This is a genomic window from Micromonospora okii (assembly GCF_020884795.1).
Classification (GTDB): domain Bacteria; phylum Actinomycetota; class Actinomycetes; order Mycobacteriales; family Micromonosporaceae; genus Micromonospora; species Micromonospora okii.
The window spans coordinates 118,376-138,630 of the sequence record NZ_BBZF01000026.1; the positions used below are offsets into that span (position 1 = coordinate 118,376).

Annotated in this window: 19 protein-coding genes; 9 read left to right on the forward strand and 10 right to left on the reverse strand. The window is 75.1% G+C overall.

The window, feature by feature from the left end; genetic code table 11:
• Positions 1-3: 3 nt before the first annotated feature.
• Both LPU43_RS25400 and LPU43_RS25405 read right to left on the reverse strand, forming a co-directional pair.
• A complete protein-coding gene (locus LPU43_RS25400; protein WP_229403042.1) occupies positions 4-2,205 on the reverse strand; it encodes a bifunctional polysaccharide deacetylase/glycosyltransferase family 2 protein in 2,202 nt (733 codons plus the stop codon).
• A gap of 1 nt (position 2,206) precedes the next feature.
• Positions 2,207-2,878, reverse strand: coding sequence for a hypothetical protein (locus tag LPU43_RS25405; protein ID WP_229403043.1), 672 nt, complete (start codon positions 2,876-2,878; stop codon positions 2,207-2,209).
• Between the two features lie 124 nt (positions 2,879-3,002).
• On the opposite strand from LPU43_RS25405, the gene pta reads away from it, so the two are divergent.
• The 4 genes from pta to LPU43_RS25425 all read left to right on the forward strand — a co-directional run bounded on the left by pta (position 3,003) and on the right by LPU43_RS25425 (position 8,381).
• Positions 3,003-5,069 carry a phosphate acetyltransferase gene (gene pta, locus LPU43_RS25410; RefSeq protein ID WP_229403044.1) on the forward strand — a complete coding sequence of 689 codons (2,067 nt, stop codon included), beginning with the start codon at positions 3,003-3,005 and terminating at the stop codon, positions 5,067-5,069.
• Entirely contained in the window at positions 5,066-6,184 is a 1,119-nt protein-coding gene (locus LPU43_RS25415) for an acetate/propionate family kinase (RefSeq protein WP_229403045.1), read from the forward strand. The genes pta and LPU43_RS25415 overlap by 4 nt, the downstream gene beginning before the upstream one ends.
• A 117-nt stretch (positions 6,185-6,301) precedes the next feature.
• On the forward strand, positions 6,302-7,291 hold the full coding sequence (locus LPU43_RS25420; RefSeq protein ID WP_444543576.1) for an alpha/beta hydrolase family protein: 990 nt from the start codon (positions 6,302-6,304) through the stop codon (positions 7,289-7,291).
• Between the two features lie 91 nt (positions 7,292-7,382).
• Complete coding sequence (locus LPU43_RS25425; protein ID WP_229403047.1) at positions 7,383-8,381, forward strand: alpha/beta hydrolase family protein; 999 nt, start codon at positions 7,383-7,385, stop codon at positions 8,379-8,381.
• 85 nt (positions 8,382-8,466) lie between these two features.
• On the opposite strand, the gene LPU43_RS25430 is transcribed toward LPU43_RS25425, so the two are convergent.
• The 3 genes from LPU43_RS25430 to LPU43_RS25440 all read right to left on the reverse strand — a co-directional run bounded on the left by LPU43_RS25430 (position 8,467) and on the right by LPU43_RS25440 (position 11,193).
• On the reverse strand, positions 8,467-9,429 hold the full coding sequence (locus tag LPU43_RS25430) for a zinc-binding dehydrogenase (protein ID WP_229403048.1): 963 nt from the start codon (positions 9,427-9,429) through the stop codon (positions 8,467-8,469).
• 76 nt (positions 9,430-9,505) lie between these two features.
• A complete protein-coding gene (locus tag LPU43_RS25435; RefSeq protein ID WP_229403049.1) occupies positions 9,506-10,687 on the reverse strand; it encodes an NAD(P)-dependent malic enzyme in 1,182 nt (393 codons plus the stop codon).
• Positions 10,688-10,848: 161 nt separating this feature from the next.
• A complete protein-coding gene (locus LPU43_RS25440) occupies positions 10,849-11,193 on the reverse strand; it encodes a S24/S26 family peptidase (protein ID WP_373321819.1) in 345 nt (114 codons plus the stop codon).
• Positions 11,194-11,282: 89 nt separating this feature from the next.
• Here LPU43_RS25440 and sodN point away from each other — a divergent pair, with 89 nt between their 5' ends.
• Both sodN and LPU43_RS25450 read left to right on the forward strand, forming a co-directional pair.
• Positions 11,283-11,687, forward strand: coding sequence for a superoxide dismutase, Ni (gene sodN, locus LPU43_RS25445; RefSeq protein ID WP_229403051.1), 405 nt, complete (start codon positions 11,283-11,285; stop codon positions 11,685-11,687).
• Positions 11,688-11,880: 193 nt separating this feature from the next.
• Complete coding sequence (locus LPU43_RS25450; protein ID WP_229403052.1) at positions 11,881-12,285, forward strand: ATP-binding protein; 405 nt, start codon at positions 11,881-11,883, stop codon at positions 12,283-12,285.
• Between the two features lie 192 nt (positions 12,286-12,477).
• Here the strand turns inward: LPU43_RS25450 and LPU43_RS25455 are convergent, their stop codons facing one another.
• Entirely contained in the window at positions 12,478-12,867 is a 390-nt protein-coding gene (locus LPU43_RS25455) for a hypothetical protein (RefSeq protein ID WP_229403053.1), read from the reverse strand.
• A 43-nt stretch (positions 12,868-12,910) separates the two neighbouring features.
• On the opposite strand from LPU43_RS25455, the gene LPU43_RS25460 reads away from it, so the two are divergent.
• Together LPU43_RS25460 and LPU43_RS25465 are read left to right on the forward strand one after the other, a co-directional pair.
• Positions 12,911-13,861, forward strand: a complete 951-nt coding sequence (locus tag LPU43_RS25460) for a diacylglycerol/lipid kinase family protein (protein WP_229403054.1) — start codon at positions 12,911-12,913, stop codon at positions 13,859-13,861.
• Positions 13,862-14,312: 451 nt separating this feature from the next.
• Positions 14,313-14,570, forward strand: coding sequence for a WhiB family transcriptional regulator (locus LPU43_RS25465; protein ID WP_007072794.1), 258 nt, complete (start codon positions 14,313-14,315; stop codon positions 14,568-14,570).
• Between the two features lie 143 nt (positions 14,571-14,713).
• Here the strand turns inward: LPU43_RS25465 and LPU43_RS25470 are convergent, their stop codons facing one another.
• From LPU43_RS25470 to LPU43_RS25485, 4 genes are read right to left on the reverse strand one after another with little or no spacing between them, the layout of a single operon-like run.
• Positions 14,714-15,496, reverse strand: coding sequence for a sirohydrochlorin chelatase (locus LPU43_RS25470; RefSeq protein ID WP_229403055.1), 783 nt, complete (start codon positions 15,494-15,496; stop codon positions 14,714-14,716).
• Positions 15,478-16,317 (reverse strand): phosphoadenylyl-sulfate reductase, encoded by an 840-nt coding sequence (locus LPU43_RS25475; protein ID WP_229403056.1) that lies wholly within the window; start codon positions 16,315-16,317, stop codon positions 15,478-15,480. The genes LPU43_RS25470 and LPU43_RS25475 overlap by 19 nt, the downstream gene beginning before the upstream one ends.
• On the reverse strand, positions 16,314-16,472 hold the full coding sequence (locus LPU43_RS25480; RefSeq protein WP_229403057.1) for a hypothetical protein: 159 nt from the start codon (positions 16,470-16,472) through the stop codon (positions 16,314-16,316). Before LPU43_RS25480 ends, LPU43_RS25475 begins: the two co-directional genes overlap by 4 nt.
• Positions 16,469-18,181, reverse strand: a complete 1,713-nt coding sequence (locus LPU43_RS25485) for a nitrite/sulfite reductase (RefSeq protein ID WP_229403058.1) — start codon at positions 18,179-18,181, stop codon at positions 16,469-16,471. The genes LPU43_RS25480 and LPU43_RS25485 overlap by 4 nt, the downstream gene beginning before the upstream one ends.
• Positions 18,182-18,567: 386 nt before the next feature.
• On the opposite strand from LPU43_RS25485, the gene LPU43_RS25490 reads away from it, so the two are divergent.
• Positions 18,568-20,220, forward strand: a complete 1,653-nt coding sequence (locus LPU43_RS25490; protein ID WP_373321820.1) for a glycosyltransferase family 39 protein — start codon at positions 18,568-18,570, stop codon at positions 20,218-20,220.
• Positions 20,221-20,255: the final 35 nt, after the last annotated feature.

Below are 20,255 nucleotides of genomic sequence, written 5' to 3' on the forward strand. Positions count from 1 at the left end.
CCGTCAGCCGTTCCCGGCGCGGACGGTCGGGCGCAGGCCGGTGCGGCGCAGCTTCTGCCAGCCCAGCCGGCCGCCGGTCAGCGCGGTGACCACCGACTGGATCATCACCAGGTACATCAGCTGCCGGTAGACGAACTGCTGCAACGGCAGCACCCAGAGCACACCCAGCTTCTCCCGGTCCAGCCGGAACGCCACTACCGCGCTGAGGAACTGCACCGTCAGCATGGCCAGCCAGGCCACCACCGTCGTGGTCCGGTCGAGGAAGAACAGGCCGTACAGGGCGAGCAGGTCGATCACCGGCGCCAGCAGCGGCAGCAACACCCCGAACAGGCTCAGGAACAGCAGGCATCGGCGGCTGAACCGGCCGGACGCGCCGTGGTCGAGCAGCGAGCGGCGGTGCTTCCACATCGCCTGCATGGTGCCGTAGCTCCACCGGTAGCGCTGCTTCCACAGCTGCCCCATCGTCGCCGGGGCCTCGGTCCACGCCCGGGCCCGCTCCTCGTACACCACCTTCCAGCCGGCCCGGCCCAGGGCCATGGTGATGTCGGTGTCCTCGGCCAGGGTGTCGTCGGTCATCCCGCCGGCGTACACGAGGGCCTGCCGCCGGAACCCGCCGATCGCGCCGGGCACCGTCGACATGCACCGCAGGGTCTCGTAGAGGCGGCGGTCGAGGTTGAACCCGATGACGTACTCGATGTGCTGCCACCTGGCGATCAGGCTGTCCCGATTTCCCACCTTGACGTTGCCGGCGACCGCGCCCACCTGCGGGTCGGCGAACGGCTGGACCAGCCGGCGCACGGCGTCCGGCTCGAAGACGGTGTCGCCGTCGACCAGCACCAGCAACTCGTGGCGGGCCAGCGCCACGCCGGTGTTCAACGCGCTCGGCTTGCCGCCGTTCGGCTTGCGCACGACCCGCACGTTCGGCAGGCCGAGCCCCTCGGCGATGTCGGCGGTCCCGTCCGTCGAGCCGTCGTCGACCACGACGACCTCGATGCCCCCGGGGTGGTCGCCGGTGGCCAGCGACCGGACCGCCGCGGCGATCCCCTCCTTCTCGTTGTACGCGGGGACGATCACCGATACCGGCTCGGTCACCGGCGGTCCCCAGGTCCAGTCCCGGGCCCGGCGGCGCCGGGCGTGCCGCCCGGCGAGCAGGAGCAGCAGGACGGTGCGGCCGACGGTGAGCACGCCGACGAGCACGAAGAGCGCGCCGAAGAGGATGAGCGTGCGGTCGGCGCCCTGCACCGCCCAGACCAGCATCCGGCCCTGCCACCGTTCCGCCCCGGACGCGACCGGGTTCCCGGTCACCTGATGGTCGACCCCGGTCGCGGCCAGTGTCAGGTTCAGCCCCTCGGTCGCGGTGGCGAAGCGGTAGCCGCGTTCCTTCATCAGCGGGATGAAACGGTCCAGGGCTGCGATGGTCTGGGCCCGGTCCCCGCCGGCGTCGTGCCACAGGCTGATCGCGCCCGAGTAGTCGGCCGGCGTGGCGTTGGCGACCGTGGCGTCCACCCCGGGCAGCTCCCAGTCCCGGCTGTCGGTGTCGTTGAGCACGGTGAGGTAGCCCAGCCCGCCGGCCTCGGTGACCAGCGGCCAGTCCCGGTCGTCGATCGCGTCGGCGTGCGAGGAGTACGGGAACCGCAGCAGCGAGGAGCGGACCCCGGCCGCGCCGGCGAGCGCGAGCTGGGTCTGGGCGTACTCCATCCGTCGACGCCAGCCGGGCAGCGTGGTCAGGTCGGGATGGGTGAAGGTGTGCACACCGACCTCGTGCCCGTCGGCGACCAGTTCCCGCACCAGTTCGGGGTGCCGGGCGGCCTGCGACCCGACCACGAAGAAGGTCCCCTTCACCTGGTGGGCGTCGAGGACCCGCAGCACCTCGCGGGTCCACTTCGGGTCGGGACCGTCGTCGAAGGTGAGCGCGACGGTGCGGGCGGGCAGCCGGTAGGAGCGGTTCTGGCCGTCGGCGGCGTTGATGATCGGGCCGCCGTTGACCACCTCGGCGGGCACCCGGTCCTGGCCGCCGTCGTGCTCCGCGCGGTCGGGGACGAAGGCGGCGTTCGCGTACGCCCCGACGAAGAGCACGCCGGCCAGGACGACGAGCAGGACGCCCAACAGGGCCCAGCTCGGCGGCGGCGCGGACCGGCGGACCCGCCGGCTGCGGCGGACCGGCGGCGGGGGGCGACCGGTGGACGGGTCAGCGGATGTCCGCACGCTACTCGGCCTGTTCCGGAGGGGCCGGTAGGTCGACCACCGGGGGCGGGACGGCCGTGGTTGGCTCGGTGCTGGGCGGCACGGTCGTCGGAGGCGCCGTGGTGGCCGGGGGCGGGACGGCGCTCTGGCTGGGACGCGCGCTGTCGGCCGCCGGGGACGACGGCCGGGGCGAGGACGTGGCGGCGGGCGCGCGCCGGGGAGCCGTGGCACGGGTCGGGCCGGGGGCCGGCGTGGTGGGCCTCGCGGTCGCCCGGGCGGCGGCCGGCGTGGTGGGCTTCGCGGTCGTCGGGGCGGGGGCCGGGGCGGCCGGCGGCGCGGGCGTCTCCCAGGGGCGCTGCGTCGACTCGACGAGGGGCAGCACGTTCTCCGGACGCACCGGCCCCCCGGCGAAGCTGACCCCGACCAGCGCGGTGTACGCCAGCCCGGCCAGCCCGGCGACGTACGCGATCCGCCGCAGCCGGGTCCCGCGCCGCCCGCTCGGGTCGACGAAGACCGGCGGCAGGTCGGGAACCGCGGCCAGGAGGACCGTCGGACCGTCGGTGACGGTCGACGCTACGACCGTCGGACCGTCCGTCACGGAGAGTGGGACCGCCGAACCGCCGGTCACGGGCCGCACGACGGCCGGCTGCTCGGGCGAGGACGAGGGCGGGGCGAGGGGCCGAGGGTCGGTCACGAGTGGCGAGTCTAGGAGCGAAGAAACCTGAAGTTCCTGGTCAGGGGCCTGAGTGAGACGAGGATCCCCCAAAGTCACGGAGGGGACGGCGGCGCTGCGTCCGGCGATCTTGTAGCGTGAGGGCGTGGCCCGGAGCGTGTATCTGACCAGCGTGGGTTCGGGCGGGGGGAAGTCGACCATCGCGCTCGGCCTCGCCGAACTCCTCTCCCGGCAGGTCGGTCGGATCGGCGCGTTCCGGCCGCTGGTCTCCGGCACCAACCCCGATCCCATCCTCGCCCTGCTCACCGACCGCTACCGCGTCGACCTGCCGCCGGCAGACCTCTCCGGCACGACGTACGCGGAGGCGACCGGCCTGGTCGCCGACGGCCGGCGCGAGGAGCTGATCTCCCGGATCGTCGCGCGGTACCGCGACGTCGAGCGGCGCTGCCCGGCCGTGGTCGTGGTGGGCAGCGACTTCGCCGACGGCGGGGACGGCGCGGGCCCCCGCGAGCTGGCCTTCAACGCCCGGCTGGCCACCGAGTTCGGCAGCGTGGTGGTGCCGGTGGTCGACGGCTTCGGGCAGGAGCCGGAGGCGATCGCGGCGGCGGCGCGCGGGGCGTACCACGACCTGGAGGACCTGGGCGCGACGGTGCTGGCGGTGATCGCCAACCGGGTGCCGGGGCCGATGAGCCTGCCCGAGCTGCCCGTGCCCGCGTACGCGATCCCGGAGGCGCCGGCCGTGTCCGCGCCGACGGTGGCCGAGGTCGCGGCGGCGCTCGGCGCCACCCTGCTGGCCGGCGACGACGCCGCGCTCGGCCGCGACGTGCTCGACTACGTGGTCGGCGCGGCCCACGTCCCGACGCTGCTGGACCACCTGACCGAGGGCGCGCTGGTGATCACCCCCGGCGACCGGGCGGACCTGCTGGTGGCCGCGAGCGCCGCCCACGTCGCCGGGCGGGTCTCCCTGGCCGGGGTGGTGCTCACCCTCGGCGAGCAGCCGGACCCCCGGGCGATGCGGCTGGTGAAGGGGCTGAACACCGGGTTCGCGGTGCTCTCGGTGCCCAGCGACAGCTACGACACGGTGGCCGCGTCCAGCCGGATCGAGGGGCGGCCCAGCGTCGCCAACCCCCGCAAGGTGGAGGCGGCGCTCGGCGCGTTCGAGGGATGCGTGGACACCGAGGACCTGTCCCGCCGGCTGCGGGTCAGCCGCTCCGAGCGGGTCACCCCGCTGATGTTCGAGTACGACCTGATCGACCGCGCCCGCGCCACCCGCCGCCACCTGGTGCTGCCCGAGGGGACCGAGGAGCGGATCCTGCGCGCGGCGGAGGTCCTGCTGCGCCGGGGCGTGGCGGAGCTGACCCTGCTCGGCCGCCCCGACGACGTCGCCCGGCGCACCCGCGAGCTGGGCATCGACATCGCCGGCGCGCACGTGGTCGACCCGGCGACCAGCGAGTGGCGCGACGAGTTCGCCGCCGGGTACGCGGAGCTGCGCGCCCGGCGCGGCGTCACCCTCGACCTGGCCCACGACGTGATGGCCCAACCGAACTACTTCGGCACGATGATGGTGCACACCGGGCGGGCCGACGGCATGGTCTCCGGGGCCACCCACACCACGGCGGCCACCATCCGCCCGGCGTTCGAGATCATCCGCACCGTGCCGGGGCTCTCCGTCGCCTCCAGCGTCTTCTTCATGCTGCTCGCCGACCGGGTGCTCGTCTACGGCGACTGCGCCGTCAACCCCGACCCCGACGCCGACCAGCTCGCCGACATCGCCCTCTCCTCCGCCGACACGGCCGCCCGGTTCGGCATCGAACCCCGGGTCGCCATGCTGTCGTACTCGACCGGCGACTCGGGGGCCGGCGCGGACGTGGAGAAGGTCGCGGCCGCCACCAAGCTGGTCCGCGAGCGCCGCCCCGGGCTGCTGGTCGAGGGGCCGATCCAGTACGACGCGGCGATCGACCCGGCGGTCGCGGCCACCAAGCTGCCCGACAGCCCGGTCGCCGGACGGGCCACGGTGTTCGTCTTCCCGGACCTCAACACGGGCAACAACACGTACAAGGCGGTGCAGCGCTCCGCCGGGGCGGTGGCCGTCGGCCCGGTGCTCCAGGGCCTACGCCGGCCGGTCAACGACCTGTCCCGGGGCGCCACCGTCGCCGACATCGTCAACACCGTCGCCATCACCGCCATCCAGGCCGCCGGGGAGGCGTCGTGAGTCGGGTACTCGTCCTCAACTGCGGGTCGTCGTCGGTCAAGTACCGGCTCTACGACGGCGACGAGATCGTCGACCGGGGCACCGTCGAGCGGATCGGCGAGCCCGGCGGCGGCCCGGCCGACCACGAGACGGCCGTGCGCCAGATCCTCGACCGGCTGGACCTCACCGGGCTGGCGGCCGTCGGGCACCGGGTGGTGCACGGCGGGCGGCGCTTCGCCGAACCGGTGCGCGTCGACGACGCGGTCCTCGCGGCGATCGAGGAGCTGGTCCCGCTCGCGCCGCTGCACAACCCGGCGAACCTGGCCGGCATCCGCGTCGCCCGCGAGGCCCTGCCGGGGGTGCCGCAGGTCGCCGTCTTCGACACCGCGTTCCACCACACGCTGCCCGAGGCCGCCGCCACCTACGCGATCGACAGGGACACCGCGACGCGGTACGGCGTGCGCCGGTACGGCTTCCACGGCACCTCCCACGCGTACGTCTCCCGTCGCACCGCCGAGCTGCTCGGTCGCCCGTACGCCGAGCTGAACACCATCACCCTGCACCTGGGCAACGGGGCGAGCGCCTGCGCGGTGGCCGGGGGGCGCAGCGTCGCCACCTCGATGGGGATGTCCCCGCTGGAGGGCCTGGTCATGGGCACCCGCAGCGGCGACCTCGACCCGACGATCATCTTCCACCTGCGCCGCGAGGGCGGGCTGGGCGTGGACGACATCGACGACCTGCTCAACCACCGCAGCGGCCTGCTCGGCCTGACCGGGGCCAACGACATGCGCGAGGTGCTGGCCCGCCGCGACGCCGGGGACCCCGACGCCGCCCTCGCCTTCGACGTCTACTGCCGCCGGATCACCGGGTACGTCGGGGCGTACTACGCCCTGCTCGGCCGGGTCGACGCGGTCACCTTCACCGCCGGGGTGGGCGAGCACGCCGCGCCGGTGCGGGCCGCCGCCCTGGCCGGCCTGGGCCGGCTCGGCATCGCCGTCGACCCGGGGCGCAACGCCGGACACGGCGACCGGGTGATCTCACCGGACGGCGCGGAGGTCGCCGTCTGCGTGGTCGCCACCGACGAGGAACGGGAGATCGCCCGGGAGACCCGCGCGGTCGCCGAGCGCACCCGCTGACCCGGGCCTCGGGCCCCCGACCGTCCCGCCCCGCCGCTCCGGCCGGATGGCCGCCCCGGCTGGTCCGGACGGTGGGGCCGCACCGGGCCGCCGGCCGCCTACCGTGGAGCCGTGGGGGTGAAAAGGCTGCTGCTCGCCGCGCTGGCGGCGGCGCTGCTGTCCGGCTGCGGCACGGCCACCGCCGCCGCCCCCGGCACCGCCCCGCCCGCCCGGCCCGCGCCCGCCGGGGCGTACCCGGTCGGGGTGCGGACGTTCACCCTCGACCCGGCGGGCGCGCGCCCGCTGCCGGTGACCGTCTGGTACCCGGCGGGCCCCGGCGGGGTGGCCCCGGGGCGGTTCCCGGTCGTCGTGTTCAGCCACGGGCTGGCCAGCCTGCCCGAGCTGCACGCGCCGCTGACCAGCCGGTGGGCCGCCGCCGGGTTCGTGGTGGCCGCGCCCGCGTACCCGCACACCCGGCGGGGGGCGGCCCGGTTCACCCGCGCGGACGTGCGCCACCAGCCCGCCGACGGTTGGCGGCTGATTCGGCACCTGGTCCGGCTCGACGCCCGCCGGAGCGACCCGCTCGCCGGTCACCTCGACGTCGCCCGGTTCGCCGCGGCCGGGCACTCGGCGGGCGGCTTCACCACCGCCGGGATGCTCACCGCCGGGCACTCACCCCGGCTCCGGGCGGGCATCGTGATCGCCGGGGGCGGGCTGGCGGGCGCGTTCGCCGGGCCGTCCGCGCCGGTGCTGTTCGTGCACGGCGGGGCCGACCCGATCGTGCCGCTGAGCGTCGGCCGGGCCGGTTACGCGCGGGCACCCGGGCCGGCCGCGTTCCTGACGCTGACCGGCCAGGACCACGGCGCGTACCTGGCCCCCGGGCATCCGGGTTTCGTCCAGGTGCTCGCCACCACCACGGACTTCCTCCGCTGGACCCTCTACGGCGACCCGGCCGCCCTGGCCCGCCTCCGGACCCACCCCACCCTCGAAAGGAAGGGCCCCCTGTTAACGCCTTCGGTAGAGCCGGGGCCCCTTCTTAACGCCCCGCTCCGCCCCACCGAACCCACCGAACCCGCCGGGCGGGACGGGCGGGGCGGGCGGGGCGGCGACGCGCCGGGCCGCGGCTAGGCACCGAGTCGCATCCCCGGCGCGGCTCCCGGCAGGCGGCCCGTCCGGGGTTTCCTCCGGTGACCGCCGGCCGCGCGGCACAATCACAGCCATGCGCCGTCGCCGTACCCGAGCCCCGCTGGCCGCCGCCCTCCTGGCCGCCTCCCTGGCCGCCGGCTGCTCCGGCGACACCGACCGCGCTGCGGCCCCGGCGGAGCCGCCGACGCCCGCGCCCACCGCCGCCGCGCCGACGCCGCCCGCGCCCGGCAGCGCCGCCCCGGGGGTGCCCGCCGGCACCGCGCCGAGCGAGGCGTTCGCGGTCGGCGTGCGCCAGCTCAGGCTCACCCGCGACGACCGGCCGCTGCCGGTGACCGTGTGGTACCCGGCGCGGGGCAGCGCCGGCGGGGCGGCCGAGCGGTCCGCGCCCCCCGCCGCGACCGGCCGGTTCCCGGTGGTGATGTTCAGCCACGGTCTGGGAAGCCGGCCCGACGAGTACGCCGCGCTGCTCACCCGCTGGGCGGCGGCCGGCTTCGTGGTGGCCGCGCCGACCTTCCCGCACACCGCCAAGGGTGGCGACGGCAGGATGCTGGACGTGCTCAACCAGCCGGCCGACGTGTCGTACGCGCTGACCCGGTTGCTCGCCCTCGACACGGTGGACGGCGACCCGCTGCGCGGCCGGCTCGCCGCCGACCGGGTGGCGGCGGCGGGGCACTCGGCCGGCGCGGTGACCACGATCGGGCTGTTCACCGGCGGGCGGGACGACCGGCTGAGGGCGGGGGTGGTCCTCGCGGGCACCGCCCTGGGCGTGGGCACCGCCTTCGCCGGGGCCGCCGCGCCGCAGCTCTTCGTGCACGGCGAGGCCGACGAGGTGGTGGCCTACGCGTCGGGGCGGGCGGCGTACGAGAAGGTGCCGTGGCCCAAGGCGATGCTGAGCCTGCCGAAGGGCGACCACGGGCGCGCGCTGCTCGCCGACGACGACTCGCTTCGCGTGGTGTCGGACACCACCGTCGAGTTCCTGCGCTGGACGCTGTACGGCGACGCGGCGGCCAAGCGCCGCCTCCCGACGGGCGCTACCCGGGGCAACCTGGCCACCCTCGACGACCGCTTGTAAGGAGGGGCCCCTTGTTAACGCTTTCGGTATAGGAAGGGTCCCTTCCTAACGCCGCCGCCACCGCCGCCACCGCCAGCGGCGGCCCTCAGGCCGTGTGGTCGATGACGATCTTGCCGAAGACCTCGCCGGAGTGCAGCCGCGCGAACGCCTCCTCGACCCGGCCGAACGGCACCACGCTGTCGATCACCGGGCGCACCCCGCGCTCGGCGCAGAACGCGAGCAGGGCGGTCAGCTCGCCCGGGGTGCCCATCGAGGTGCCGAGGATCTCCAACTGCATGGCGAAGACCCGCCGGAGGTTGACCTTCGGCTCGTGCCCGGCCGTCGCGCCGGAGACCACGATCCGGGCCATCGGCGCGGCGGACTTCAGCGAGTGGTCGAAGGTGGCCGCTCCCACCGTCTCGATCACCACGTCGACCCGCTCGGGCAGCCGGGCGCCGGGCTCCAGCGCGGTCGCCCCCAGCTCGGTGATCCGCTCGCGCTTGCCCGGGTCGCGGCTGGTCGCGTACACCCGCTTGCCGAGCGCCACGGCGAGCGCGACGGCCGCCGTGGCGACGCCGCCGCCCGCGCCCTGGACCAGCACCGACTCGGCGTCCTCCGCCCGGCCCTTGGTGGTGAGCATCCGCCAGGCCGTGAGCCACGCGGTGGGCAGGCAGGCCGCGTCCGTGGCCGACAGGCCGTCCGGCAGGGGCAGCAGGTTCGCCCTGGGTACGGCGACCAGCTCGGCCAGGGTGCCCTGGAAGTGCTCGGAGAGGATGGACGTCCCGCGCGGGTCGCCCGGGTCGGCGACCAGCGGGTAGACCACCACCTCGTTGCCGTCGGGGTCGGTGCCGACGGCGTCGCAGCCGAGGATCATCGGCAGCCGGTCCGCGCCGAGGCCGACTCCGCGCAGCGACCACAGGTCGTGGTGGTTGAGGGAGCTGGCCCGCACCCGCACCGTCATCCAGCCGTCCTCGGGGTGGGTCGGCTCGGGGCGCTCGCCCACGGCCAGCGCGGCGAGCGGGTTGTCGGCGTCGAAGCGGGTGGCATACGCGGCACGCATGGTCCGCACCGTAACAAGGACGGCCCTCGTTAAGAAGGGGCCCTTCCTCTACCGAATGCGTTAAGAAGGTGCCCCTCCTTACACCTCAGGCGCGGGCCACGCCGTCGCGGCGGGCGGCCTCGGCGACGGCCTCGGCCACGGCGGGGGCGACGCGCGGGTCCAGCGGTGACGGCACGATCGCGTCGGCGCTCAGCGTCTCGGCCACCACGCCCGCGATGGCGTCGGCGGCGGCCACCTTCATCCCGTCGGTGATGCGGGTGGCGCGGGCGTCCAGCGCGCCCCGGAACACCCCGGGGAAGGCCAGCACGTTGTTGATCTGGTTGGGGTGGTCGCTACGGCCGGTGGCCACGACCGCGACGTGCCGGGCGGCCACCTCCGGGTGCACCTCGGGGGTGGGGTTGGCCAGCGCGAAGACGATGCCGCCGGGCGCCATCCCGGCCACCGCGGCCTCGGGGATCTGCCCGCCGGAGACGCCGACGAGCACGTCCGCGCCGCGCAGCGCCTCGGTGATGTCGCCGTGGCGGCCCGAGGCGTTGGTGTCGGCGGCCAGGGCCGCCTTCGTGCCCGTGAGGTCGGTGCGGTGCCGGCCGATGATGCCCTTGGAGTCGCAGACCACCACCCGGGCAGGGTCGACGCCCCCGGCGATCAGCATCCGGGTGACCGCCACCCCGGCCGCGCCCGCCCCGCTGACCGTCACCCGCAGGTCGCCGAGCTTGCGGTTGAGCAGGGTCGCCGCGTTGCGCAGCGCGGCGAGCACCACGATGGCGGTGCCGTGCTGGTCGTCGTGGAAGACCGGGATGGGCAGCGCCTCGTCGAGCCGGCGCTCCACCTCGAAGCAGCGGGGCGCGCTGATGTCCTCCAGGTTGATCCCGCCGAACGAGGGGGCGAGGGCCTTCACCACAGCGACGATCTCGTCCACGTCCTGCGTGTCCAGGCAGACCGGCACCGCGTCCACGCCGCCGAACTGCTTGAACAGCACCGCCTTGCCCTCCATCACGGGCAGCGCCGCGCGGGGGCCGATGTTGCCCAGCCCGAGCACGGCCGAACCGTCGGTGACGACCGCGACGGCGCGCCCGGCCCAGGTGTAGTCGTCGACCAGGGCGGGGTCGGCGGCGATCGCCTCGCACACCCGGGCCACGCCGGGCGTGTACGCGAGGGAGAGGTCCTCCCGGCTGGCCAGCGGGACGGTGGCGGCGACGGCCATCTTGCCGCCGGCGTGCAGTCGGAAGACGGGATCAGCGGGGTCCACGGGGGACGACGAAGACATGGTGACTCCAGGGATCTGTCGATGCAGACGAGGCGGCCGGCGCGGTTGCGTGGTGAGGCGAACTGGCGGCGGTGACGCGGTGCGGGGGTCACCCGGGCACCTGCCGAGCATAGTGTCGGCGGTAGTACTGGGATGTGAGTAGGGTCATACTCACGGGTAGCTCAAGGACGGCGCAGTCGACCCGGTCGGGGCCAGTATCGGGCCAGCACGCGGCCCTGCACGTCGGCCACGCCGTACGCCCGGGAGTCGTCGGTGACCAGGTCGTTGTCGCCGCGTACCCACCATCCGCCGTCGGCGGGGCGGACCGCGCGCTTGACCACCAGCAGTTCCGGTCGGCTGCGGAAGACGGCGACCACCACGTCTCCGGGGCGAATCGGGCGGCCACCGCGCCGGACCAGCACGGCGTCCCCGTGGCGCAGGGTCGGCGCCATGGAGGGGCCGGTCACCAGTACGGCGGCCAGCGGCCCGCGCAGCCGGTCCGCGGCCCGGGTTTCGTCGGCGCGCATCGGGGGTTTCGCCTCCGGTGGACCGGGGAGCATCATCTCCAGGAGTAATGTCGTCTTGGATCATCGCAAACGTCCCATGGAGGAATCCGATGCGACTTCCGCGCATCCTCACGCCGCGCGTGACCGCCAGCGCCCACTGCGACCTGCCCTGCGGCGTCTACGACCCGGCCCAGGCCCGGATCGAGGCCGAGTCGGTCAAGGCGATCGCCGAGAAGTACCAGGCGAACACCGACCCCGAGTTCCGCACCCGGGCGCTGATCATCAAGGAGCAGCGCGCCGAGCTGGTCAAGCACCACCTGTGGGTGCTGTGGACGGACTACTTCAAGCCCGCCCACTTCGAGAAGTACCCGAACCTGCACACCCTGTTCAACGAGGCCACCAAGCTGGCGGGTGCCGGCGGCGCCAAGGGCACCGTCGACCCGGCCAAGGCCGACGAGCTGCTCCAGAAGATCGACGAGATCTCGAAGATCTTCTGGGAGACCAAGCAGGCGTGACCTCCGGGTCCGCATGACGCGCGGCCGGCACCCCCCCGAGGGCGTGCCGGCCGTCGTCACGTCGGGCCACGAACAACCCCCGGCGGTACGGGCGGACGCCGGCCCGCCGTGCCCCGCGTCCGTCGGCGTTCGCCCGGCGTGCCCACGCGCGCGTCGTCCGGACGGGGTAGAGTCCCCGCCGGGGGGATGAGGCGTGACTCAACTGACCGGCCTACCGGCCACCGACGACGACATCGTGCACCTCACGGTGCCCGCCGACGGTGGTTACCTCGGCGTGCTCCGCACCGCCACGGCTGGCCTCGCCGCCCGCCTCCAGTTCGCCCTCGACGAGATCGAGGACCTGCGGATCGCGGTGGACGAGGCGTGCGCCATGCTCCTCGCGATCGCCACCCGCGACGCCGAGCTGGAGTGCCGCTTCGCGGTCACCGAGGACGCGCTGACCGTCGAGGTGACCGTCCCGACCGTGCGGGGCGCGACGCTGCCGTCCGAGTCGTCGTTCGCCTGGAAGGTGCTGACGGCGCTCACCACCGCCGCGTCGGCGAACGCGGCGAACGGCCGGGCCACCATCTCCCTGCTGACCCGCCGCGCCGGCTACTGATCCCGCCGCCCCCGGGCGGCGGGCGCCGGCCGGGGGGCGAGGATCGGCCGGGGGGCGAGGATCGGCCGGGGGGCGAGGATCGGCCGGGGGGCGAGGATCGGCGCGCCGCCCGCCGGCCGGGGATCGGCCCGTCGACGCGCCGGCCGCCGGCCAGGGGGGTCGACCGCCGAAGCGCCGCGCGCCGGCCGGCGGTCAGTCGAAGCCGAGGGCCCGGTTCGTCGGCGTGCTCACCAGCAGCGCGCTGACGCCGAGGCCCAGCGCCATCAGCGGCACGCCGAGCCAGCCCATCCCGCCCTGGATCATGAACCAGCCGACCGGCAGCAGCATGAGCTGAAGGACGATCGCCGGGGCGCGGGCCCCGGCCCGGCGCCGGTTCAGCGCGCCGCCGAGCGCCCAGAGCGCGGCCGCGCCGCCGAGTGCGAACGCGGTCACCAGCAGCGCGGACGGCAGGTCGGTGGCGTCGGCGGTGAGGTCGGCCCAGATCAGCCAGGCGGCCACCAGCCCGAGGGCGACCGCCTCCCCCCGGAGCAACCGGACCGCCCAGCTCAGCGTGGTCGGGTGCCGGTCCGAGTCGATGGTCACGCGCGCCACGATACCCGTGGTGAATCGGGGTACAGTGCCGCCCATGCGGGCCGTCCTGCTGGTCAATCCGAAGGCCACCACCACCAGCGAGCGCAGCCGGGACGTCCTGGTCCGGGCGCTGCGCAGCCAGGTGGACCTGTCGGTGCGGTACACCCGCCGCCGGGGCCACGCCACCGACCTCGCCCGGGAGGCGACCGAGGAGGGCGTCGACCTGGTGGTGACGCTCGGCGGCGACGGCACGGTCAACGAGGTCGTCAACGGGCTGATGACGGCCGAGCCGCCGACGATCCGCACCGGGGGCACCCGCGCCGAGCGGCTCCCGGCGCTGGCCACCGTGCCGGGCGGCTCGACGAACGTCTTCGCCCGAGCGCTCGGCCTGCCCCGCGAGTGGCCCGAGGGCACCAGCATGATCCTGGAGGGGCTACGGCTGGGCCGGTCCCGGACGATCGGGCTGGGCCAGGCCGACGAACGCTACTTCACCTTCTGCGCCGGCTTCGGCATCGACGCGGCGGTGATCCACCGCGTGGAGCAGGCCCGCCGGCGCGGCCGGGTCTCCACCCCGGCGCTCTACCTCCGCTCGGCGGTCAGCCAGTACTTCGTCGGCTCGGACCGCCGCCACCCCGCGATCCGGCTGGAGCGGCCGGGCGAGGCGGCCGAGGACGAGCTGGGCACGGTCATCATCCAGAACACGGCGCCGTGGACGTACCTGGGCGAGCGGGAGGTCAACCCGAACCCGGAGGCGTCCTTCGATCTCGGGCTCGATGTGCTGGCGATGCGTCAGCTCCGCGTCGCGAGCACGACACGCACGGTGACGGAGTTTTTCTCCCGGACGCCCGACCCGCGGGGCCGTCAGGTGCTGCGCCTGCACGACGTGGGCGAGTTCACGCTGCTGGCGAGCCGGCCCCAGGCGTTCCAGCTCGACGGGGACTATCTCGGAGAGCGGGAGAAAGTTAGATTCGCATCCATTCCGGCCGCACTGAGAGTAATCTGCTAGGTCTCGGGTACAGCCCTTGGTCGAGAGCGGTCCCCCACCGCGGTCGATGCGATGGCCGCCACACCCGAGGGCGAGGTGCCGGAAATGTCAGCATTGTCCAGCAGACTGTACTATATTGATCTGCGACTGTGGTACGGCGGGTAAACCAGGCCATCCTGGAACCCGGACAAAAGGGTCGTGAGCTTGCTCACCGCTCGGATTTTTTCCGAGCGTCACCCTTGACATCGCGTGAGTTCGTGAAAGTATTCACAAGCGAACTTGAGTTACCGGGACATTGCCTGGATGTGCTCGCTCAGCCGAGCCGTTCGGGCAGGTCCCAAGGGCCGCAAGAGCCTGCTCACGCAACGCCGAATTGACGGACGCGAAACGTGACCATCGGCGTGCGGACGCATAAAGGAAAAGCACCAAAGCAATAATCTGCCACCCATCCAGAATGAGGAGTGTTGCCGCCATGGACTGGCGTCACCATGCTGTCTGCCGCGACGAGGACCCGGAGCTGTTCTTCCCGATCGGGACGTCCGGGCCGGCCCTCCTGCAGGTCGAGCAGGCCAAGGCCGTCTGCAGGCGCTGCTCCGTGACCGACCAGTGCCTCCAGTGGGCGCTCGAGTCCGGTCAGGACGCTGGCGTCTGGGGCGGGATGAGCGAGGAGGAACGGCGCGCCGTCAAGCGGCGCGGCGGCCTCCGGGTGCTGCGCGCTCACTCCGCCTGACTCCACCGCACCACAGCTCCACGCCCCGACAGGGCCGCCCCCTGTCGGGGCGTTCTGCTGTGCGGCCATGCCACGTTTCTACCCCACCCGTACGACAAACGATCATGGAGTGGTGGCGACGTGGCTCACCACCTCCGCGCCCGTCAGCCCGACGGCGCGGCGTCCACGCGGCGCAGCACCAGGTCGGCCAGCTCGGGGGCGTCCGCGAGCGGCCCGGCCACCGCCACGGCACCGGCGTGACCGGCCTGCGCCAGCACCGCGTCATGGAACAGCCCCGGGGCCAGGAAGTACGCCGACACGGCCACCCGCCGGGCACCCGCCGCCCGCAGCCGGGCCACGGCCGCGCCCGCGAGCGGCGGGGCGGCCGAGGCGTACGACACCTTGCAGGGCACCCCGAGTTCCGCGCCGAGCGCCGCCGCCACCCGGCCCACCGAGGCGCGCGCCCGCGCGTCCCGGGTGCCCGCCGCGGCGAGCACCAGCGCGTCGAACCGGCCGGGCCCCGCCTCGGCCAGCCGCCGCAGCAGCCCGGCCAGCAGAGCCTCGTCGGCCGCGCCGCCGGCAGGCCCGAGCACGTCGGCCACCCGTACGTCGATCGGCGGCCCCGACTCCCGCGCCGCCGCGACCGCCGCCGGGATGTCCACCCGACGGTGGTACGCGGCGGTGAGCAGCAGCGGCACCACCACCGCGCGGGGGTGGCCGGCCGCCGCCAGCGACCGCAGCACGGCCGCCGGGCCGGGGTCGGTGTGGTCCAGCCAGCTCGCCCACACGGCGAGCCCGGGGCGGGCGGCGCGGACAGCCCGGGCCAGCGCCCGGGTCGCCTCGGCCGCCCGCGGGTCCCGGCTGCCGTGCGCGACGAGGACCACCGGGTCGCCGGCGGCGAGCGCCGCCCCCGGCGACCCGGACCCGGTCAGACGTGCAGGCCGCACTCGGTCTTCTCGAACATCGCCCACCGGCCCGCCCGGGGGTCCTCCCCCGCCTTCGTCCGGCGGGTGCAGGGCCAGCAGCCGATCGAGCCGTAGCCGCGCTTGAAAAGCTCGTTGACCGGCACGTCGTACCGGGCGACGTAGGCATCCACGTCGGCCTGCCGCCAGGCGGCGATCGGGTTCACCTTCACCCTGCCCCGGCGGGCGTCGAAGGACACCACCGGCGTGTTCGCGCGGGTCGGCGACTCGTCGCGGCGCAGCCCGGCGGCCCAGGCGTCGTACCCGGTCAGCGCCCGCTCCAGCGGCTCGACCTTGCGCAGTTGGCAGCACTCGTCCGGGGACCGGTTGAACAGCCGGGGGCCGTACTCGCCGTCCTGCTGGCCCACGGTGAGCCGGGGGCGGATCGAGCGGACGTTCACCGGCAGCCGGCGGGCCACCTCGTCGCGGACCCTCAGGGTCTCCGGGAAGTGCAGGCCGGTGTCGAGGAAGACCACGTCGACGCCGGGCGCGACCCGGGAGACCAGGTGCGCCAGGACCCCGTCGGCCATCGAGCTGGTCACGCAGAACCGGTCGCCGAACGTCTCGGCCGCCCAGCGGGCGATCTCCAGCGCCGGCGCGCCCTCCAGCTCCCGCCCGGCCCGCTCGGCCAACTGCCGCAGTTCCTCCGGGTCGCGCCGCCCCGGCTCGCGGCCGGCGCGTGCGGGAGGCTCGGCGGCGGGGCGGGCGCGGCCGGCCTCGGCCGCCGGGCGCGCGTGCCCGGGAGCGGCGGACGGGCGGTTCGGGTCGACCAGCCTCAAGGCCGCCGCCGAGACCAGGGCGCTCATCGGGTCACCGCCCGGCTCAGCAGGCCGTTGAAGCGCACCGTGAACACCCGGGCGCAGCCGTGGCACTCCCACGCGCCGTGCCCGTCCTCGTGGGGCCTCAGGTCCTCCTCGCCGCAGTACGGGCAGTACAGCGGTGTCGACCGGATCTCGCTCATCGGAGTTCCTCCTCGTCTACCCTGATCACCCAGTTGGCGAAGGTCTCGCCCTCCGTCCGGCTGGCCAGGTACCGGCGGGCCAGCCGTTCCACGTACTCGGGAAGCTCGTCGGCGGTGGTCTTCAGGCCGCGCAGCTTGCGGCCGAACCCCGCGGTCTGCCCCTGCGCCATGCCGAGGCCGCCGCCCAGGTGCACCTGGAAGCCCTCGACCTGGCGGCCGTCCGGCCCCACCACGAGCTGCCCCTTGAGCCCGATGTCGGCGACCTGCGTGCGGGCGCAGGCGTTCGGGCAGCCGTTGAGGTGGATCGAGATGTCCGCGTCGAAGTCGCGCAGCCGCTCCTCCAGCCGGGTCACCAGCTCCTCGCCGCGCGCCTTGGTCTCGACGATCGCCAGCTTGCAGAACTCGATGCCCGTGCAGGCCATGGTGCCGCGCCGCCAGGCCGACGGCCGGGCCTCCAGGCCGATCCCGCGCAGCGCCCCGACCAGGGACTCCGTCCGCTCCGGGGCCACGTCCAGCACGAGCAGCTTCTGGTACGGGGTGAGCCGCACCCGGTCGCTGCCGTGCGCCTCGACCACGTCGGCGAGCCGGGCGAGCTGGCTGCCGGAGACCCGGCCCACCACCGGGGCGGCCCCGACGTAGTCGCGCCCGTCGCGCTGGCGGTGCACCCCGATGTGGTCGATCGGCCGGGCGGGCAGCTCCGGGGCGGGCCCGTCGAGCAGCGTGCGCCCCAGGTACTCCTTCTCCAGCACCTCGCGGAACCGCTCCACACCCCAGTCGGCCACCAGGAACTTCAGCCGGGCCCGGTTGCGCAGCCGGCGGTAGCCGTAGTCGCGGAAGATGCCCACCACGCCCGCCCAGACGTCCGGCACCTCGCCGAGCGGCACCCACACGCCCAGCCGCTTGGCCAGCATCGGGTTGGTGGAGAGGCCGCCGCCGACCCAGACGTCGAAGCCGGGGCCGTGCTCGGGGTGGTCCACGCCGAGGAAGGCGACGTCGTTGGCCTCGTACGGGGTGTCGACCAGCCAGGAGATGGACGTCTTGAACTTGCGGGGCAGGTTGGAGTACGCCTTGTCGCCCACGTACCGCCGGACGATGTCGTCGATCGCCGGGGTCGGGTCGACCAGCTCCGCCTCCGCCACCCCGGCGACCGGGCTGCCGAGCACGATGCGCGGGCAGTCGCCGCACGCCTCGGTGGTCTGCAGGCCGACCGACTCCAGTCGACGCCAGATCTCCGGCACGTCCTCGACCCTGATCCAGTGGTACTGGATGTTCTGCCGGTCGGTGATGTCGGCGGTGTCCCGGGCGAACTCCCGGGAGATGTCCGCGACGACCCGGAGCTGGGGCAGGGTGAGCTGCCCGCCGTCGACCCGGACGCGGAGCATGAAGAACTCGTCCTCCAGCTCGTGCGGCTCCAGCACGGCGGTGCGCCCGCCGTCGATGCCCGCCTTGCGCTGGGTGTAGAGGCCCCACCAGCGGAACCGGCCGCGCAGGTCCTGCGGGTCGATCGAGGCGAAGCCCCCATGGGCGTAGATGTTCTCGATCCGGGCCCGGACGTTGAGCGGGTCGTCGTCCTTCTTCATCCGCTCGTTGGCGTTGAGCGGCTCGCGGTGTCCGAGCGCCCACTGCCCCTCCCCACGGGGGCGGCGGGGTGCCCGCCCGGCGGGCGTCGCGGGGGTGTCGGGCCGGGCGGGGGTGCTGCTGACCGCCATCGCGGCGTCCTCCGTTGTCTGCTGTGCCTCGGAGCGCGGACGCGCGGCCGGCCCGTGGGGAGGGGCCGTGGACGGCGGTGTGGGACGGCCGGCGCGGGAGCGCGCCCGAGACGAATTGGTCGGGCGTCGTCAGTGGGCCGGACAGATGGCGCTGCGCACGCGGCCGTAGTCGACGTGGCGACGGGCCACGAAGCGACGGATGACGGCGGCAAGCATGTCGCTATGGTCGCACACCGACGGTGGGCCTTCCACCGGTCGCGGATGTGATCCCACATCACGGGCCGCCGATGCGTGCTCCGGCCCATACCGGCCCCGAGCAGCGCACCCTTCACCCGACGGGCGGTGGTGCGCTGCGGTCGACCGCCCGCCTGTGACACGCTCGACATGTGGGTAGTTCGTCCGTTACACGAGCTTTGACATGGCTGGTCCGTCCAGTCTGGGTGTGGCCGACGCTGGCCACGCTGGCGGTGACGGGCGTGGGGACGGGCTCCGCCCAGCCGTGGCGCGACGAGCTGGCGACCTGGAGCGCGGCCACCCGGCCGCTGCGCGACCTGGCCCGGATGGCCGGCACCGTCGACGCCGCCATCTGGCCGTACTACCTGCTCGCGCACGGCTGGGTGACGCTGTTCGGGGACTCGCCGGCCGCGCTGCGGCTGCCCTCGGTGCTGGCGGCGGCCGGCACCGCCGGGCTGACCGCCGTCCTCGGCGACCGGCTGGCCGGACGGCGGGCCGGGCTGCTCGCCGGGCTGCTCCTCGCGGTCCTCCCCGGCACCTCCCGGTACGCCCAGGAGGCCCGCCCGTACGCGTTCGTCGCCTTCTTCGCCGTGCTGGCGACGCTGCTCCTGGTCCGGGCGCTGGATCGGCCCGGCTGGCGGCGCTGGGCCGGGTACGCCGCCGCCGTCACCGCCCTCGGCCTCGCCCACCTGGTCGCCCTCACCCTGCTCGCCGCCCACGCGACGGCGGTGCTGGCCGCCCGCCCCGGCTCCGCCGCCCGCCCGCCGCTGGAGGGCCGGACCGCCCGCCCCGGGTCCGCCGGTCTGCGACCGCGCCGGCCGTTCTGGGGTTGGCTGCTCGCGCTCCTGCCGGCGGCGGTCGTGCTGGCCCCGCTGGCGCTGCTGGCCGCAAACCAGCGCGGCCGGCAGCTCGACTGGGTGGACCAGGCGCGCCCCGCCGACCTGACCGTCCTGCCGGGCGCGCTGGCACAGAGCAGCACGGTGGGCGGGCTGCTGCTCGGGCTCGCCGCGCTCGGGGTCGCCCGGGCGGGCCGGCGCGCCCTGCTCCCGGCCGCCTGCGTGGCGCTGCCGGTGCTGCTGCTGTTCCTGGCCGGCCTGGCCGTGCCGCTCTGGGTGCCGCGCTACCTGTTCTTCACCGTCCCCTTCGCCTGTCTCCTGGCCGGGGCGGCCCTGGCCGGCACGGACCCGACGCCCGGCCCGGCGGGCCGGGCGCAGACGGGCAGCGTGGCGGACCGCGCGACGACGGGCAGCCCGGCGGACCGGGCGCGGACGGACGGCCCGGCGGACCGCGCGCGGACGGACGGCCCGGCGGACCGCGCGCGGGCTGGCGGTGTGGCGCTGCCTGGAGCGCTGGCCGTGGTGCTCCTCGCCGGGCTGCTCGGCCTGCCGGACCAGGCGGCGCTGCGGAGCAGCCACGAGTGGCCGCGTGACGCGCTGGTCGACTACCGGGGAGCGGCCCGGGTCGTCCACGAGGGACGCCGGCCCGGCGACGTGATCGTCTTCTCGCCCCGGGACGGCTGGCTCTTCCCGGACATCGGGCTGCGCTACCACCTCGGCGACCGGCAACCTCGGGACGCGCTGGTCGTACGGGGGCGCGACGCGCGCGGCGACTACTGGGCCGACGAGTGCGGGGACCCGGCCGCCTGCCTGGCCGGGGCGCGGCGGGCCTGGCTGGTCGTCGCCGGGCGGAGGGCGGACCCGGTCGGCGCGGTGCCCGGCGCGAAGGGGGCCGCCCTGCGCGACGGTTTCGGCGTCGAGCGGGTCTGGCAGCGCCCCGGCCTGACCGTGGCGCTGCTCACCCGCTGAGTCGGCCCGGCGCGCACTGGTCGGCGACAGCCGGC